Source organism: Variovorax sp. GW823-FHT02B07 (assembly GCF_058797695.1).
Map to the genome: position 1 here is coordinate 1,972,415 of NZ_JBXAJX010000001.1, position 16,127 is coordinate 1,988,541.

The 16,127-nt window shown below is 68.7% G+C and carries 17 protein-coding genes; 14 read left to right on the forward strand and 3 right to left on the reverse strand.

Going from position 1 to position 16,127, the window contains the following annotated elements; genetic code table 11:
- Positions 1–41: 41 nt before the first annotated feature.
- From clpA to AC1RGU_RS09225, 5 genes are all read left to right on the forward strand, one after another.
- Positions 42–2,363 (forward strand): ATP-dependent Clp protease ATP-binding subunit ClpA, encoded by a 2,322-nt coding sequence (gene clpA / locus AC1RGU_RS09205; protein WP_062471453.1) that lies wholly within the window; start codon positions 42–44, stop codon positions 2,361–2,363.
- A gap of 100 nt (positions 2,364–2,463) precedes the next feature.
- The gene (gene cls, locus AC1RGU_RS09210; RefSeq protein ID WP_062471451.1) at positions 2,464–3,912 is read left to right on the forward strand and encodes a cardiolipin synthase; all 1,449 of its coding nucleotides are present in this window, start codon (positions 2,464–2,466) and stop codon (positions 3,910–3,912) included.
- Positions 3,913–5,352: an exodeoxyribonuclease I gene (sbcB, locus tag AC1RGU_RS09215; RefSeq protein WP_095745215.1), complete on the forward strand. Its 1,440-nt coding sequence runs from the start codon at positions 3,913–3,915 to the stop codon at positions 5,350–5,352.
- Positions 5,353–5,369: 17 nt separating this feature from the next.
- Positions 5,370–5,804 carry a DUF3574 domain-containing protein gene (locus tag AC1RGU_RS09220; protein ID WP_492696086.1) on the forward strand — a complete coding sequence of 145 codons (435 nt, stop codon included), beginning with the start codon at positions 5,370–5,372 and terminating at the stop codon, positions 5,802–5,804.
- Entirely contained in the window at positions 5,791–6,342 is a 552-nt protein-coding gene (locus tag AC1RGU_RS09225) for a GNAT family N-acetyltransferase (protein ID WP_492696088.1), read from the forward strand. Before AC1RGU_RS09220 ends, AC1RGU_RS09225 begins: the two co-directional genes overlap by 14 nt.
- On the opposite strand, the gene AC1RGU_RS09230 is transcribed toward AC1RGU_RS09225, so the two are convergent.
- Positions 6,339–6,848, reverse strand: a complete 510-nt coding sequence (locus tag AC1RGU_RS09230) for a GNAT family N-acetyltransferase (protein ID WP_492696090.1) — start codon at positions 6,846–6,848, stop codon at positions 6,339–6,341. The two genes, AC1RGU_RS09225 and AC1RGU_RS09230, sit on opposite strands and share 4 nt — an antisense overlap.
- Positions 6,849–6,858: 10 nt before the next feature.
- Positions 6,859–7,923, reverse strand: coding sequence for a DUF72 domain-containing protein (locus AC1RGU_RS09235; RefSeq protein ID WP_492696092.1), 1,065 nt, complete (start codon positions 7,921–7,923; stop codon positions 6,859–6,861).
- A gap of 61 nt (positions 7,924–7,984) precedes the next feature.
- Between AC1RGU_RS09235 and AC1RGU_RS09240 the strand changes: the two genes are divergently transcribed.
- The 8 genes from AC1RGU_RS09240 to AC1RGU_RS09275 all read left to right on the forward strand — a co-directional run bounded on the left by AC1RGU_RS09240 (position 7,985) and on the right by AC1RGU_RS09275 (position 14,435).
- Complete coding sequence (locus AC1RGU_RS09240; RefSeq protein ID WP_492696094.1) at positions 7,985–9,463, forward strand: sensor histidine kinase; 1,479 nt, start codon at positions 7,985–7,987, stop codon at positions 9,461–9,463.
- Complete coding sequence (locus AC1RGU_RS09245; RefSeq protein WP_095745220.1) at positions 9,460–10,116, forward strand: response regulator transcription factor; 657 nt, start codon at positions 9,460–9,462, stop codon at positions 10,114–10,116. The genes AC1RGU_RS09240 and AC1RGU_RS09245 overlap by 4 nt, the downstream gene beginning before the upstream one ends.
- A gap of 116 nt (positions 10,117–10,232) precedes the next feature.
- Positions 10,233–10,733, forward strand: coding sequence for a GlcG/HbpS family heme-binding protein (locus AC1RGU_RS09250; RefSeq protein ID WP_056581174.1), 501 nt, complete (start codon positions 10,233–10,235; stop codon positions 10,731–10,733).
- Complete coding sequence (locus AC1RGU_RS09255) at positions 10,733–11,431, forward strand: ankyrin repeat domain-containing protein (protein ID WP_492696096.1); 699 nt, start codon at positions 10,733–10,735, stop codon at positions 11,429–11,431. The genes AC1RGU_RS09250 and AC1RGU_RS09255 overlap by 1 nt, the downstream gene beginning before the upstream one ends.
- Positions 11,432–11,494: 63 nt before the next feature.
- A complete protein-coding gene (locus AC1RGU_RS09260; protein ID WP_492696098.1) occupies positions 11,495–12,130 on the forward strand; it encodes an FMN-binding negative transcriptional regulator in 636 nt (211 codons plus the stop codon).
- Between the two features lies 1 nt (position 12,131).
- Complete coding sequence (locus AC1RGU_RS09265; protein WP_492740793.1) at positions 12,132–12,356, forward strand: hypothetical protein; 225 nt, start codon at positions 12,132–12,134, stop codon at positions 12,354–12,356.
- Positions 12,346–13,461: a tRNA adenosine(34) deaminase TadA gene (gene tadA, locus AC1RGU_RS09270; RefSeq protein WP_492696102.1), complete on the forward strand. Its 1,116-nt coding sequence runs from the start codon at positions 12,346–12,348 to the stop codon at positions 13,459–13,461. Before AC1RGU_RS09265 ends, tadA begins: the two co-directional genes overlap by 11 nt.
- The gene (locus AC1RGU_RS09275) at positions 13,458–14,435 is read left to right on the forward strand and encodes an LD-carboxypeptidase (RefSeq protein ID WP_492696104.1); all 978 of its coding nucleotides are present in this window, start codon (positions 13,458–13,460) and stop codon (positions 14,433–14,435) included. The genes tadA and AC1RGU_RS09275 overlap by 4 nt, the downstream gene beginning before the upstream one ends.
- A 52-nt stretch (positions 14,436–14,487) precedes the next feature.
- Here the strand turns inward: AC1RGU_RS09275 and AC1RGU_RS09280 are convergent, their stop codons facing one another.
- Positions 14,488–14,823 carry a hypothetical protein gene (locus AC1RGU_RS09280; protein ID WP_062480058.1) on the reverse strand — a complete coding sequence of 112 codons (336 nt, stop codon included), beginning with the start codon at positions 14,821–14,823 and terminating at the stop codon, positions 14,488–14,490.
- Between the two features lie 331 nt (positions 14,824–15,154).
- Here AC1RGU_RS09280 and AC1RGU_RS09285 point away from each other — a divergent pair, with 331 nt between their 5' ends.
- Positions 15,155–16,102, forward strand: a complete 948-nt coding sequence (locus tag AC1RGU_RS09285) for an adenylate/guanylate cyclase domain-containing protein (RefSeq protein ID WP_062480056.1) — start codon at positions 15,155–15,157, stop codon at positions 16,100–16,102.
- Positions 16,103–16,127 lie beyond the last annotated feature (25 nt).

Consider the following 16,127-nt stretch of genomic DNA (forward strand, 5'->3'; position numbering starts at 1 on the left):
CCATCTGAGAACTTATTTACAGCAAGGCAAAAGGAAATCACATGATTGCCCAGGAACTGGAAGTCAGCTTGCACATGGCCTTCGTCGAGGCCCGGCAGCAACGCCACGAGTTCATCACCGTGGAACATCTGCTGCTCGCTTTGCTGGACAACCCGAGCGCCGCGGAAGTTCTGCGCGCCTGCTCGGCGAACGTCGACGACCTGCGGGCGTCGCTCACCAACTTCATCAAGGACAACACGCCGCAAGTGGCGGGTACCGATGATGTAGACACCCAGCCCACCCTGGGTTTCCAGCGCGTGATCCAGCGCGCCATCATGCATGTGCAGTCCACCGGCAACGGCAAGAAGGAAGTCACCGGCGCCAACGTGCTGGTTGCGATCTTCGGCGAGAAGGATTCGCACGCCGTGTACTACCTGCACCAGCAGGGCGTCACCCGCCTGGACGTGGTCAATTTCATTGCCCACGGCATCAAGAAGAGCGATCCGCCGGAAGCCGTCAAGGGCAGCGGCGAAGCGCCTCAGGGCGAGGGCGAAGAGGGCGGCGGCGAACGCAACGAGAAGGCCTCGCCGCTCGAGCAGTTCACGCAAAACCTCAACCAGCTCGCCAAGGACGGCAAGATCGATCCGCTGATCGGCCGCGAATACGAGGTCGAGCGCGTCATCCAGATCCTGTGCCGCCGGCGCAAGAACAACCCACTGCTCGTGGGCGAGGCCGGCGTGGGCAAGACCGCGATCGCGGAAGGCCTGGCATGGCGCATCACCCAGGGCGACGTGCCCGAGATCCTCGCCGAGGCGCAGGTCTATTCGCTCGACATGGGCGCGCTGCTGGCCGGCACCAAGTACCGCGGTGACTTCGAACAGCGTCTGAAGGGCGTGCTCAAGTCGCTCAAGGACAAGCCGAACGCCATCCTGTTCATCGACGAAATCCACACCCTGATCGGTGCGGGCGCAGCCTCGGGCGGCACGCTCGATGCGTCGAACCTGCTCAAGCCGGCGCTCTCCAGCGGCCAGCTCAAGTGCATCGGCGCCACCACCTTCACGGAATACCGCGGCATCTTCGAGAAGGACGCGGCCCTGTCGCGTCGTTTCCAGAAGGTCGACGTGGTCGAGCCGTCGGTGCAGGAAACCGTCGACATCCTCAAGGGCCTGAAGTCGCGCTTCGAGGAACACCATGGCGTGAAGTACGCGGTGGCCGCCTTGCAGGCCGCGGCCGAACTCAGCGCCAAGTACATCAATGACCGTCATTTGCCCGACAAGGCGATCGACGTCATCGACGAAGCCGGTGCTGCGCAACGCATCCTGCCGCCGAGCAAGCGCAAGAAGACCATCAGCAAGACCGAGGTCGAGGAAATCGTCGCGAAGATCGCGCGCATTCCCCCGGCCAACGTCAGCAACGACGACCGCAGCAAGCTGCAGACGATCGAGCGCGACCTCAAGAGCGTGGTGTTCGGCCAGGACAAGGCACTCGAAGTGCTGGCCTCCGCGGTCAAGATGGCGCGTTCGGGCCTGGGCAAGGGCGACAAGCCGATCGGCTCGTTCCTGTTCTCCGGCCCCACGGGCGTCGGCAAGACCGAAGCGGCGAAGCAGCTGGCCTACATCATGGGCATCGAGCTGATCCGCTTCGACATGTCGGAGTACATGGAGCGTCACGCGGTGAGCCGCTTGATCGGCGCGCCTCCGGGCTACGTCGGTTTCGACCAGGGCGGTCTGCTGACCGAGGCTGTCACGAAGAAGCCGCACGCGGTGCTGCTGCTCGATGAAATCGAGAAGGCGCACCCGGACATCTTCAACGTGCTGCTGCAGGTCATGGACCACGGCACGCTGACGGACAACAACGGGCGCAAGGCCGACTTCCGCAACGTCATCATCATCATGACGACGAACGCGGGCGCCGAGACCATGAACAAGGCGACCATCGGCTTCACGAACGCGCGGCAGGCCGGCGACGAAATGGGCGACATCAAGCGCCTGTTCACGCCTGAATTCCGCAACCGTCTGGACGCCATCGTCAACTTCAAGGCGCTCGACGAACAGGTCATCCTGCGCGTGGTCGACAAGTTCCTGCTGCAACTGGAAACCCAGCTCAGCGAGAAGAAGGTCGAGGTCACCTTCACCGACAAGCTGCGCAAGCACCTGGCGAAGAAGGGCTTCGATCCGCTGATGGGCGCACGCCCGATGCAGCGCCTGATCCAGGACACGATCCGTCGTGCACTGGCCGACGAGCTGCTGTTCGGTCGCCTGACCGACGGCGGTCGCCTCGAAGTCGACCTCGACGAGAAGGACGAAGTGCTGCTCGACATCCAGCCGATCCCGAAGAAGGAAGGCAAGTCGAAGCCCGAAGCGGAGGAAGCAGCCACGGGCTGATCCCGCCTCTCTGAGGAACGAAGTCAAAGGCCGGTAGCATTCGCTGCTGGCCTTTTTCTTTGGGCCGGCCGAAAACACTCCGCCTTCAACCGCTTTTGCCTTGATCCTCCCCGAACTCAGCCACGAATGGAAAACCGGCCTCTCCCTGGCGTGGAGCGGCTACATCGCCGTGCTGTCGATCTGGATCGTGATGCAAAAGCGCGCGCCGGTGTCCACCATGAGCTGGATCCTGTCGCTGGCGCTGCTGCCGTTCGCGGGCTTCATCGTCTATTACTTCCTGGGACCGCAGCGGCTGCGCAAGCAGCGGCTCAAGCGCCTGCGCAACCGCGCGAACGCGCATGCGCAGGCCGACCTGGCGCGGCTGCGTGACGCCTCGCAGCACGCGCCGCCGGCGCTGCAGCAGATGGCCCGGCTGGGCACCGCCGCGTGCGGCCTGCCGGTGTCGAGCGCCACGGGCGTCGAGCTGCTCTCGGGCGGCGCGCGCACCTTCGACGCGATCTTCGAGGCCGTGCGCGCGGCGCGCGACCACATCCACCTCGAGTACTACATCTTCGAGCCTGACCGGATCGGCACCGCCTTGCGCGACCTGCTGGTCGAGCGTGCGCAGGCCGGCGTGCGGGTGCGCCTGCTGCTCGACGCGCTCGGCTCCAAGCGCATCGGCCGCAAGTTCATGGCGCCGATGCACGCGGCGGGCGTGGAGGTGGCACTGTTCCACGACACCAAGATCGGCCGGCGCCTGCGCCCCGTGACCAACTACCGCACCCACCGCAAGATCGTGGTGTGCGACGGCCGCGTGGGCTTCACGGGCGGCGTGAACATCACCGACGAGGAAGACAAGCGCACCAACCCCAAGGACGCGTACCACGACGTGCATGTGCGCATCGAAGGCAGCGCGGTGCGCTGGCTGCAGACCACCTTCCTGGAGGACTGGAGCTACGCCACCGGCGAAAAGCAGCACCGCTCCGACGCCGTGCTGGACGCGCTGCTGCCCCAGGTGGAAGCGGGCGACATCCCGGTGCAGATCGTCACCAGCGGCCCCGACAACGCTTTCGAGGCCATCCACCGCATGCACGTCGAGGCGATTCATTCGGCCACGCGCCGGGCCTGGCTCACCACGCCGTACTTCGTGCCGGGCGAGCCCGCGCTGATGGCGCTGACCAGCGCGGCGCTGCGCGGTGTCGACGTGCGGCTGCTCGTGCCGCGCCGCAGCGATTCGGCCATCGTGAGCGCCGCCGCGCGTTCGTACTTCGACGAGCTGATCGCCGCCGGCGTCAAGATCTGGGAGTACAAGGAACGCATGCTGCACTCCAAGACGCTGGTGGTCGACGACCATTGCGCGATGATCGGCACCGCCAATTTCGACAACCGCAGCTTCCGGCTCAACTTCGAGGTCTGCGCCGTGGTCTACGGACCTGCGCTGACCCAGCCGCTGGCGGCGCAGTTCGAAACCGACCTGCACAGCTCCGGCGCGGTGCGCGCCCACCGCCCGCAGACTTTCTGGCGCCGCCTCGGCGATGCCATTGCGCGACTGTTTTCTCCCTTGCTCTGAATGAACCACACCTTTCTTTGGCACGACTACGAAACCTTCGGCGCCGTGCCGCGCCGCGACCGTCCCTCGCAGTTCGCGGCCATCCGCACCGACGCCGAGCTCAACGAGGTCGGCGAACCGCTGATGATCTACTGCAAGCCCGCGCCGGACTACCTGCCCAGCCCCGAGGCCTGCCTGATCACCGGCATCACGCCGCAGGTCTGCCTGGAGCGCGGCATTCCCGAGCACGAGTTCGCGGCCCACATCGAGCAGGCCTTCTCGCAGCCCGGCACCATCGGTGTGGGCTACAACACCATCCGCTTCGACGACGAGGTCACGCGCTTCCTGTTCTGGCGCAACCTCATCGACCCGTATGCGCGCGAATGGCAGAACGACTGCGGCCGCTGGGACTTGCTCGACGTGGTGCGCCTCACCTACGCGCTGCGCCCCGACGGCATCGAGTGGCCGAAGAAGGAAGACGGCAAGCCCAGCTTCAAGCTGGAAGACCTGGCGCGCGCCAACGGCCTGCTGCACGAATCGGCGCACGATGCGCTGTCCGACGTGCGCGCCACCATCGCGCTGGCGCGACTCATCCGTGACAAGCAGCCCAAGCTCTTCGACTTCGCCTTCGGCCTGCACAAGAAGGACCGCGTGGCGATGGAGCTCGGCCTGCCCGCGATGCGCGAGACCGCCAAGCCCTTCCTGCATGTGTCGGGCATGTTCCCGGTCGAGCGCGGCTGCCTGGCCGTGATGTGGCCCCTGGCCAGCCACCCGACCAACAAGAACGAACTGCTGGCCTGGGACCTGTCGCAAGACCCGAGCGAGCTGCGCGACCTCGACGCCGAGACGCTGCGCCTGCGCCTGTTCACGCGCACCGCCGATCTGCCCGAAGGCATGACGCGGCTGCCGATGAAGAGCGTGCACCTGAACAAGTCGCCGATGGTGGTCGGCAACCTGCGCACGCTGGCACCGGCCATGGCCGAGCGCTGGGGCGTCGACATGGACACCGCCATGCGCCACGCCGCCATCGCGCGCGACCTGCCCGACATGAGCGCGATCTGGTCGCAGGTTTTTTCCCGCCCGAAGGAGGCGACGCCCGATGTCGATGAAGACCTCTACGGCGGTTTCGTCGGCAACGGCGACCGCCGTCGCCTGAACCAGCTGCGCGGGCTGTCGCCCGAGGGGCTCGCCAAGGAGCGCGTGGCCTTCGACGACGGGCGGCTCGAAGAAATCCTCTTCCGCTACCGCGCGCGCAACTGGCCCGAGTCGCTGAACGAGGAAGAAGCCGAGCGCTGGGAAGCGCTGCGCGTGGCGCGCCTGTTCAAGGGCGAGGGCGGGGCGCGCACCATCGAGGCGCTGTTCAGCGAAGTCGATGCGTTGTCAGAGAACGCCGACGAGCGCGGCGAGGAAATCCTGGGCGCGCTGTACGAGTACGCCGAGTCGATCGCGCCCGAGGCCTGAACGACCGAGGGGCCGGCATGAACCGCGTCGCACGCCACAGGCTGTCTCGCGCAGGCATGGCGAGCGCGCTGGCCGCTGTGGTGCTTGCAGGTTGCGCCGCGGGGCCGCCGGGCCACTGCGCCGCGGGCTTCGAAGCCTTCGAGCGCGACACCCTCTATTTCGGCCGCGCCATCCCCACGGGCGGTCAGGTGTCCGACGCCGACTGGGCCGACTTTCTCGACACCCGCGTCACACCGGCCTTTCCGCAAGGCTTCACCGTGCTCGATGCCGCCGGCCAGTGGCGTGGTGCGTCGGGGCAGGTGGTGCGCGAGCCCTCGAAGCTGGTCGTGCTGCTGCACCCGCGCGACGCGAAGGCCGACGCGGCCATTGCCGCGTTGATCGACACCTACCGCCAGCGCTTCGCGCAAGAGGCGGTGTTGCAGGAAAGGCAGTCCGTCTGTGCCCGTTTCTGAAGCCGCTCCCACCGTTCGCCGGCTGGTTCCTGCCGACGCCACGGCCTACCGTGCGCTGATGCTCGACGCCTACGCACGGCACCCCGAAGCCTTCACCTCCACGGTCGAAGAGCGCGCCAGCCTGCCGCCGACGTGGTGGGAGACACGCCTGCGCACGGACGCCGACGCTGCCAAGGCGGTGTACGGCGCTTTCGATGTCGATGGTGCGCTCATCGGTGCGGCAGGGCTGGGTCGCGAATCGCGGCAGCGCACGCGCCACAAGGCGACCTTGTTCGGCATGGTGGTGGCGGAATCGGCGCGGCGCGCGGGCGCCGGGCGACAACTCGTGCGGGCCTTGCTCGCGCATGCACGCGCGCTCGGCGGCGTGCGCGTGGTGCAGCTGACCGTGACCGAAGGCAATCGCCCGGCGCAGGCGCTGTACGAGCGCTGCGGCTTCCAGGTCTTCGGCGTCGAGCCGATGGCCACCGTGCTCGATGGCGCGTTCTCGTCGAAGGTCCACATGTGGTGCGACCTCGAGGCCGCACCGCCTGCGGCTTAGGCGTCGCGCTCGCGCACCATCAGCAGCGCGGGCCCGTCGGGCGTGACCACCTCGCCCAGCGCACGGAAGCCGGCCTTGACGTAGCTGCGGATCGCGCGGGCGTTGCGCGGCGACGGATCGGTCTGGATGCGCGTCACGGTCGGGTCGGCGAACAGCTGGTCCGTGAAGGCGCGCACCATCGCGCTGCCGAGTCCGCGATTCAACTGGTCAGCCTGCGCGAGGAACTGGTCGATGCCGCGCGCGCCCGGGTCGCGTTCGTCTTCCCACCAGCCGTCGCCCGACCCCATCACGACGTAAGACTGGATGAATCCCAAGGGCTGCCCGTCGCCCAATGCGATGTAGCCGCGGTCGGGCGAGTCGTGCGCCAGCATCGGCGTGAAGTCGGCCTCGACCTCGGCGAGCGTCGGCACGGGCGTCCACCATTCGGCCACGTGCGGGCGACACAGCCAGTCGTGGAGCATCGCGAAATCCGTGGATTGCAGGGGCCGGAACGAGATCGAAGGCATGGCGGGCGTTCTAGCGGGAGATCCGGTCGACGATGTCCTGCGCCAGCGAGGCGATGGTCAGCGGCGCGCAGCCTTCGGCGTTGTTGCTCACGGTGACGAAGGCGTTCTGCCCGGCGCCCGTGGTGCCGGCAATCACCTTGGCCAGCGCGGCGCGGGTTTCGGGGTCGGGGTCGAGCACCTTGTCGAAGGGGCCGTAGAGCTTCTCGGCGTCTTCATAGCCGAAGCGGCCGTGGCGGCGGTGCAGATTCCATCGGCACACCAGCGGCCCGGGCCACAGGGCGCGCAGCATCGGCAGCTGGTCCTCGATGGGCGGCATCTTCGCGTGCAGGCCCATGCAGAAGGTCGCGCCCACGCTGCGCAGCATGTCGGCGAAGGCGGCGCACAGCAGCTGCGGGTCGCGCACCTCGACGGCGAGCACGGCGTCGGGCGCGATCGGCTTCAGGTCCGGCATCGCCGCCAGCATCGCGCCGATGCGGGCGATCAGCGCGGGCTGGTCGGCCAGCAGGTGCGTGGGGATCGGGCTCAGCTGGAACACCAGCGCGCCGATGCGGTGGCCCAGCCCGTCGAGCGCCGGTTGCACGAACTCCTGCAGCGCGATCTCGTGACTCAGGAACACCGGGTTGGCCTGCGTGCCGCGGCCGCTTTCGTCGCGCACGGTGGCGTCGGTCACCAGGCTCGGGGCCTTCACGACGAAACGGAAGTCGTCCGGCACCATGGCCGCGTAGCGCGCGTACTGGCTGGCCGTGAGGGCGCGGTAGAAGTTGCGGTCCAGACTCACGGTGCGCAGCAGCGGGTGCTGGGCGAGCGCCGACAGGCCGTTCTTCGAGAGCACGGTCTCGGCGTAGTCGCCGTCCCAGACCAGGCCGGCCCAGCCCGGATAGCTCCACGACGAGGTGCCCAGGCGCAGTTGCTGTGGCAACTCGGCGGCGAGGGCGACCAGCGCCGCGTCGGGTGCCACGGGCTTCACGGTGGCGCCCCGCGGCTTCTTCGGCGAAGGCGCCGGCGCGTCGGCCGCTTCGGCCGGGCGCGGAAGTTCGGGGAGGTCGGAAAAGAGGGAGTCCTGCACGTCAGCCATGTCTGGGTCGGCATTTTCGGCCAAGCGGGGAGGCCTGTCGGCGCCGGGCACAATCCGCGCCATGACACAGTGGTTGCGTACGCGGGGCGGTTGGTGGCTGGCTTGGTTGGTGCTCACGGCCGCCGGTGCCGTGTGGTTCGCGCGCGCCGAGCTGACCCGGCTCCAGCAGGATTTCGAGACCGACGCGCGCATTGCGCACCGCCTCATGAGCCAGCAGGTGGTGCAGTACGACGCGGTGCTGGCCACGCTCGCGCTGCTGGAGCCCAACGCCGGCGCCGACTACCCCGAGCGCCGCTTGCCGTCGGTGTACTCGTCGATCCTGCGCGTGCAGCGGCGCGCGGCCGACGAGCCTTGGCCCGATGCCGAGCACGCCGACGCGCTGGCCGCGGCAGAGGCCCGTTCGCGCGCCGAGCGCCGCGCCGACCTGGCCGTGCTCGATCTGCCGCATGGCCGCTACCAGCTCGTGATCGGCTCGGAGCCGCTGAGCTATGCGCTCGAGATCGACCTCGTCGGCTCGGTGCCCTGGCGCGACTGGCCGATGAACCCGCAGCGCAGTCCCGTGCGCCTGGTCCTGCAGCGCGACGGCCAGCAACTGGTGCTACAACACGGCCAGTCGGCCGAACATGGCTGGCGCTACAGCCTGAGCAAGGAACTGGCGTCGCCGAGCCAGCCTTTCGAGCTGGTGGCCGAGCGCCAGGTCGGCTGGGCCGAGCTGCCGTGGCGCACCATCGGCGGCTGGGCCGTGGCGATGGCGCTGCTGCTGGCGGGCCTGTGGGCCGCGCAGCGCCAGCGCATCGCGCGGCGCCGCGCCGAAGAGCTTCTGCGGCTGGGCCAGGTGGCGCGCCTCAATGCGCTGGGCGAGCTGTCGGCCGGGCTGGCGCACGAGCTCAACCAGCCGCTCACGGCCGTGCTGGCCAACGCCCAGGCCGCGCGCCGCCTGCTCGACGACGACCCGCCCGACCTCGCCACCGCGCGCGACGCGATGGGGCAGGCCGTCGAGCAGGCCCGCCGCGCCTCCGGCGTGGTCGGCCGCCTGCGCCGCGTCATCGAACGTCCCGAGGCCGGTGGCGACGTGAAGCCGCTGGTGCTGCAGGAGGTGGTGCGCAGCGCCATGCACCTGCTGGCGCCCGAGTTCGCGCGCCACGGCGTGGCGGCCCAGTTCGACGCCAGCGCGCAGGCGCCCGTGCGCGTGCAGGCCGAGGCCGTGGCGCTGGAGCAGATCGTGCACAACCTGCTCATGAACGCGACGCAGGCGCTGGACCTCGTGCCCGCCGCCGAGCGGCGCCTCGTGGTCTCGGTCGGCCGCAACGGCGAGGAGGGCGTGCTGACCGTCACCGACAACGGCCGCGGCATCGCGCCCGAGGCGCTGCCGCGCCTGTTCGAACCCTTCTTCAGCACGCGCGAAGGCGGCCTGGGCCTCGGCCTGAGCCTGAGCGAAACGCTGGCCAGCGGCATGGGCGGCAGCCTGAGCGCCGCCAATGCCTCGCCGCGCGGTGCGCGCTTCACCTTGCTGCTGCCGCTGGTGGCACCTTCGACATGACCACGCCAACCACCGCCGACCAACCCCAATCGCCCCTGATCCACCTGATCGACGACGACCAGGCCGTGCGCGACAGCCTGTCGCTGCTGATCGGCACCGTCGGCCTGCGCGTGCAGGGCTGGGCCGATCCGCAGGCCTTCATCGACGGCTTCGACCGCGCGAGCGTCGGCGCCATCGTGCTGGACGTGCGCATGCCTGGCATCAGTGGCCTCACGGTGCTCGACCGGCTGGTGGCGCAGGGCGTCGACCAGCCCGTGATCATGCTGACCGGCCACGGCACGGTCGAGATGTGCCGCCGCGCCTTCAAGGCCGGCGCGGCCGAGTTCCTGGAGAAGCCGGTGGACGACGAGCAGCTGCTCGAAGCCCTGCAGCAGGCCGTGCGCCAGCATGTGCGCACGCGCGAGCGCTCGCAGGCCGACAACGCCGCGCGCGAGCGGGTGGCGCAGCTGTCGGAGCGCGAGCGCGAGGTGCTGGCCTTCATCGTGCAGGGGCTCACCAACAAGGAGATCGCGCGCGTGCTGGCGCTGTCGCCGCGCACCGTCGAGACCCACCGCGCCAACCTGTTCGCCAAGCTCGATTGCGACTCGCTGGCGCAGCTGATCCGGCGCTATGCCGTACTGGCGTCGGATGCAGGAGAAGAGGGCGCTCCGTAGTTCTACGGAGGGCTGGGCGTAGCCGTACGAATGGTTGCAGCGGACCTTATTTTTTACAGTGACACCGTGGTCGGCACAGGCCGGCACGAACCCTCTCATCACTGGAGAAACAACACATGCAATCGATCATCCGCGTTGGCGGCCTCGCCGTTCTGCTCGCTGCTTCCGTCGCCCAGGCCCAGACGCCGGCCCCCGCTGTTCGCACCGAGAAGAACATCTCGCTCGCGCTGGCCAACCAGATCGCCGCAGAAACCGTGGCCGCCTGCGCCGCCAACGGCTACAACGTGGCCGCCACCGTGGTCGACCGCGCCGGCACCGTGCGCGCCGTGCAGCGCGCCGACAACGCCGGCCCGCACACGCTGTCGTCGAGCGAACGCAAGGCCTGGACCTCGGCTTCGGCCAAGAGCCCCACGCAAGCCATGATGGAAGGCGCCCAGAAGAACCCCGGCGCCGCCAACCTCGTGTACCTGCCGGGCTTCCTGCTGCTGGGCGGCGGCGTGCCGATCAAGTCGGGCAACGAAGTGATCGGCGCCGTGGGCGTGGGCGGTGCGCCCGGCGGCCACCTCGACGAGCAGTGCGCCAACGCCGCGCTCGAGAAGGTCAAGGGTCAGCTCTGATGACGGCGCGCGGTCTCTGGTCGGCGGTGCTCGCCGCCGCGATCGGCTGGAGCGCCGCGCCCGGCGCGGCGGCCCAGGTGCCGCCGCTGGCCGCCGAAGTGCTGGCCTACGAAGGCCTGCACCGCGCCGCCTGGCACGGCGACCTGCTCAAGCTCAAGAGCCTGATCGCCTCCGGCGCCAGTCTCGACGTGCGCGACGCGCGCGGCCGCACGCCGCTGCAGGTCGCCACCTACGCGCGCCAGCGCGACGCCGTGACGCTGCTCGCCAAGGCGGGCGCGAACATCGACCTGCTCGAAGACGACCGCTACGACGCCGTGACCATCGCGTCCGTGGCCGACGACGTGACCACGCTCACGCTGCTGCTGCAACTGGGCGCCAAGCCCGGGCAGGTCACCAGCCGCTACGACGGCACCGCATTGATTGCTGCCGCGCACCTGGGGCACGACGAGGTCGTGCGCCGGCTGGTCGCGGCCGGTGCGCCGCTGGACCACGTGAACAACCTGCACTGGACGGCGGTGATCGAATCGATCGTGCTCGGCGACGGTGGTGCTCGCCACCAGCGCACGCTGGCCGCGCTGATCGCCGGCGGCGCCAACCTGCAACTGGCCGACCGCCAGGGCCTCACGCCGCTGCAGCTCGCCAAGGCGCGTGGCTACACGGCGATGGTGAAGCAGCTCGAAGCGGCACGCGCCAAGTAGCCTGCTGCAGCGGAAGCCGGGGCGACTCGGGGACAATCGGGCCTCCCCACGAGGAACCGCCCCATGTACATGCCTCCGCAGTTCAACGCCAAGGACCCGGCCGTCGCGCTGGGCCTCATGCGCGACCACCCCTTTGCCAACCTGATCTCGAACGACGACGAGGGCCTGCCCTTCGTCACGCACCTGCCCATCGTGGCCGAGCAGCGCGAGGGCGATGCGCTGGTGCTGCTGGGCCACTGCGCCAAGCCCAACCCGCACTGGCGCTACCTGCAGGCGCGGCCGCGCGCGGTCGTGGTCTTCCAGGGGCCGCACGCCTACCTGTCGCCTTCGGTCTATCCCGACCTGGCGCGCGTGCCGACGTGGAACTACCTCGCGGTCCATTGCACCGTCGAAGCCCGGCTCGTCGAGACGCCCGAGGCCAAGGACGCGCTGCTCAAGAAACTCATCGGCGACCACGAGCCGGCCTACGCCCAGCAGTGGAAGGACCTCGGCGAGGAGTTCCAGCGCAAGATGCTGGCCGGCATCATGGGCTTCGAGCTGCACGTGACGGCGCTGCAATGCAAGATCAAGCTCAACCAGCACCGGCCCGAATCGCACGCGGCGATGCGCGAGGTCTACAGCGCCGGCTCGGCTGACGAACAGGCGCTGGCCGTGTGGATGGACCGGCTCGGCATGGCCGTCGCACCGGAGGCGCGCTGAGATGCGGATGTTCGGTTTGATCGGCCTCGTGCTCGCGCTGGTGGTCGTCGGCCTGCTGGCGAAGCAGCAGCTGTCGCACACCGCCATCGCCAAACAACCGGCCGCACCTGGCGCATCTGCGCCGGCGGCGGTCGATGCACGCACGCAGGCGCAGCAGGTCCAGCAACAGGTCAAGGACGCCCTCGACGCCGCGGCCCAGGCCCGCAAGATGCCCGATGACAACTGAGCCGGCCGCATCGACATCGGACGCGCACTGGATGGCGCTCGCGCTGCAGGAAGCGCAGCGCGCAGCCGATGCGGGCGAGGTGCCCGTGGGCGCGGTGCTGGTGAAGGACGGCCAGGTCATCGCGACCGGCCGCAACACGCCCGTGGCGCAGCACGACCCGAGCGCGCACGCCGAGATCAACGCCCTGCGCGCCGGCGCCGCCGCGCTCGGCAACTACCGGCTCGACGGCTGCGAGCTGTTCGTCACGCTCGAGCCCTGCGCGATGTGCGCGGGCGCGATGCTGCATTCGCGGCTGGCGCGCGTGGTGTTCGGCGCCACCGACCCCAAGACCGGTGCCGCGGGCTCGGTGCTCGATCTCTTCGCCGAGCCGAAGCTGAACCATCACACGCGCGTGCAGGGCGGCGTGCTGGCCGACGACTGCAGCGCGGTGCTGCAGCGCTTCTTCCAGCAGCGCCGCAGCGCCGCGCGCGCGCAGGCCGAGCCGCTGCGCGACGATGCCTTGCGTACGCCCGTCGAACGCTTTGCAGCGCTCACCGATTTCGACTTCGCGCCGCATCACGCCCAGGACTTGCCAATCTTGCAAGGCTGGCGCCTGCACTGGGTCGACGAGACCGGCCCGGCCGGCAGCGACAGCCGCATGGCCGATTGCCTGTGCCTGCACGGCCCGGGCGAGTGGGGCTACTTCTTCCGCCACCTCGTCCGCACGCCCGGCCTGCGCACGCTGGTGCCCGACCTGATCGGCTTTGGCAAGAGCGACAAGCCCAAGCGAGAAGCCACGCACCAGCTCGAATGGCATCGCGACGTGCTGCTGGCGTGGCTCGACCAGGTGCATCCCGAACCGCTCGGGCTGGTGCACAGCGCGGCAGGCGGCGAACTGGCAGCGCTGCTGCAAGCGGCGGCACCGGGCCGCTTCAGCGCGACGCTCGTTGCACCCGACAGCGGCGTGCGCGCCAAGGACGCCTGGCGCGCGCCGTTCCCCGACCGGGGCTACGAGGCCGCGCTGCGCGCGCTCGGTCCGCGTGCCGTATCGGGCGGGCCGGACAGCGCGCAGGCCGCCCCCCTGGCCCGGCAGATCCGGGACGCAATGGGATACTCGACGACGTGACGTCCAAACATATCTACATCTATTCCCCCTCCAGTGCCATCCGCGACAAGGCCGCCTTCCGGCGCGGCGTGGCGCGGCTGAAGGCCCTGGGCCATGAAGTCGAAGTCGATGAAGCCGCGCTCTTGGCGCACCAGCGTTTCGCGGGCGACGACGCCACGCGGCTCGCCGCCATCTCGCGCGCGGCTGCCAGCGGTGCCGACGTGGCGCTGATCGCGCGCGGCGGCTACGGCCTCACGCGCATCCTCGACGCGCTGCCGTACAAGGCGCTGGTCAAGGCCATCGACAAGGGCACCGAGTTCGTCGGCTGCAGCGACTTCACGGCCCTGCAGAACGCACTGCTGGCCAAGAATGGCGCCGTCACCTGGTCGGGCCCTGCGGTCGGCGAAGACTTCGGCGCCGAAGGCGGTGCCGACGACATCATGGAAGCCTGCTTCGATGACCTGTTGAGCGGGCAGGGCGAAGGCACCGGCTGGCGCATGCCGGCGCGCGACGCCGAGCTCAAGGTCAAGCCGATCGAAGACGCCGTGCTCTGGGGCGGCAACCTCTGCGTGCTGACCAGCCTGTTGGGCACGCCGTACTTTCCGGTGGTCGACAAGGGCGTGCTCTTCATCGAGGACACCAACGAACATCCGTACCGCATCGAACGCATGCTCGACCAGTTGAAGCTCGCTGGCGTGCTGGCGCGCCAGAAGGCCGTCGTGTTCGGCCAGTTCACGGGCGTGCGCAACATCGCCGGCTACGACCGCGGCTTCGGCATGAACACGGTGATCGACCGGCTGCGTTCAAGCCTGAAGAAGGTGCAGGTGATTGCCGGCTTGCCGTTCGGGCATGTGCAGACCAAGGTGCTGCTGCCGGTGGGGGCGAAGGTGGCGCTGGCCGCCGAGGGGCGCGACGTGTTCCTGGTGTGGGGCCATCGGCACGGCCACCATGACCATGCGCACCACGGTCACGACCATCACGGCCACGACCATTGAGCCAGCACGCAGGCGGCCACCGGTGCCGCTGCGACGCCGGCCAATCAGGACATCACTGGTTGGTGAAACGCTGATGGACGCGCGGGCCCATCGAGCCGGGCAGGCCGCCCTTGAACATGCTGTTGATTTCTTTCATCTGGCGCCGCGCGGCCGATTCGCCGTCGATGGCGCTCAGCGCGACCATCACGTCCTGACGCAGGTACCAGAGGGTCTCGACATCGACCGCAAAGCGCACGCGTTGGCTGACGCGCTGGATCGACTGGCCGCCGCGGCCCTGGAGCACCGACAGCATTGCCGTGCGGATGCGCCCGAGCTGACTTTCCGCAACCTGCCGCGAGCCCAGGCCGGGTACGTTCAGGAGCTGAAAAAGGCGGCGAAAGAGCAGCATGTCACGAAAAGCGTATTGCCGGGAGCTGAGACGGTCGCTACCTTAAGCCTCAGTTCGCCGGGACACAAGATGTGAAACACCGTTTCTTGTTTGCAAACAACAAGCTTTAGCGGTCTCTTTTGTTGTCATTTGAATTTTGAGCGCAAAAGTATTAAAAAACTTTGGCATTCATCTGCACGATGCGCCAAGCTGGCCCTGTCGCTGCAGCGTCAACAAGAAGCTTCTGCGGATCGTTCCTTGCATGTGAAGGCGCATGTCGGGGAAACTTCTCGCAGGAGCGGCGAAAGGTCCAGAGCAACATAACCAGCGCTTGCCGCCAAGAAAAAACAGTATGGGTGTCAATTCCACAGTCGTTTTCGCGGACTTGACCGGAAGTACCAGGGTCTTCGAGGCCATGGGGAATGCACGTGCCACCGAGACCGTGACGCGGCTGACCCAATGGATCGGGCGTGTGTGCGAGGCCCACGGCGGCCGGGTCGTGAAATCGCTGGGCGATGGCGTGTTCGCCATCTTCACCAGCGGCGCCGCCGCCACGCACGCGGTCATCGAGTTGCAGCGCTACCACCAGAAGCGCCTGGCCGGCTGGCCCGTGCCGCTGCGCATGGCGCTGCAGATCGGCGTGGCCAGCGGCGATGTGGTCGAGGTGGAGGGCGACTGCTTCGGCGACGCCGTCAACCTGGCCTCACGCCTGAGCGACCTGGCCGGGCCGGGCCAGATCTGGGTCACCGAGGCGGTGATCCAGCAACTGCACGAAGGCGCCGTGCAGCACCGCGACCTCGGGCCCATCAGCATCCGCGGGCGCACCGAGATGTCGATCGTCCATCGCATTGACTGGCAGGAAGACCTGACCAGCTTCCTCACCGTGCCGGCCGCGTTGCTGCCGGCGCGGCTGCCCGATTCCACCTTCGGCCGCATCGAACTCGCGTGGCTCGACGTGCGCTCGATGTTCCGCATCGACCAGCTGCCGATTCACCTGGGTCGCGTGGGCGACGCGCAGTTCGTGGTCAACGACCCGCGCGTGTCGCGGCTGCATGCGCGCATCGAGGAGCGGCAGGGCAGTTGCGTGCTGATCGACGTCAGCACCTACGGCACCTGGGTGCGCTTCCATGGCAACGGCGGGCCGAGCCACGAGATCGCGCTGCGGCGCGACGAGTGCGTGCTGCACGGGCGCGGCGAAATCGGCCTGGGCGCGCCGCTGAGCGACTTCAGCGCGCCGACCATCGCCTTCAACACGACGGGCGACGACGTGATGCTGTCGCGCCGGGCCATCGTGAACTGAAGGCCGACTGGGAATCCCGTTCACG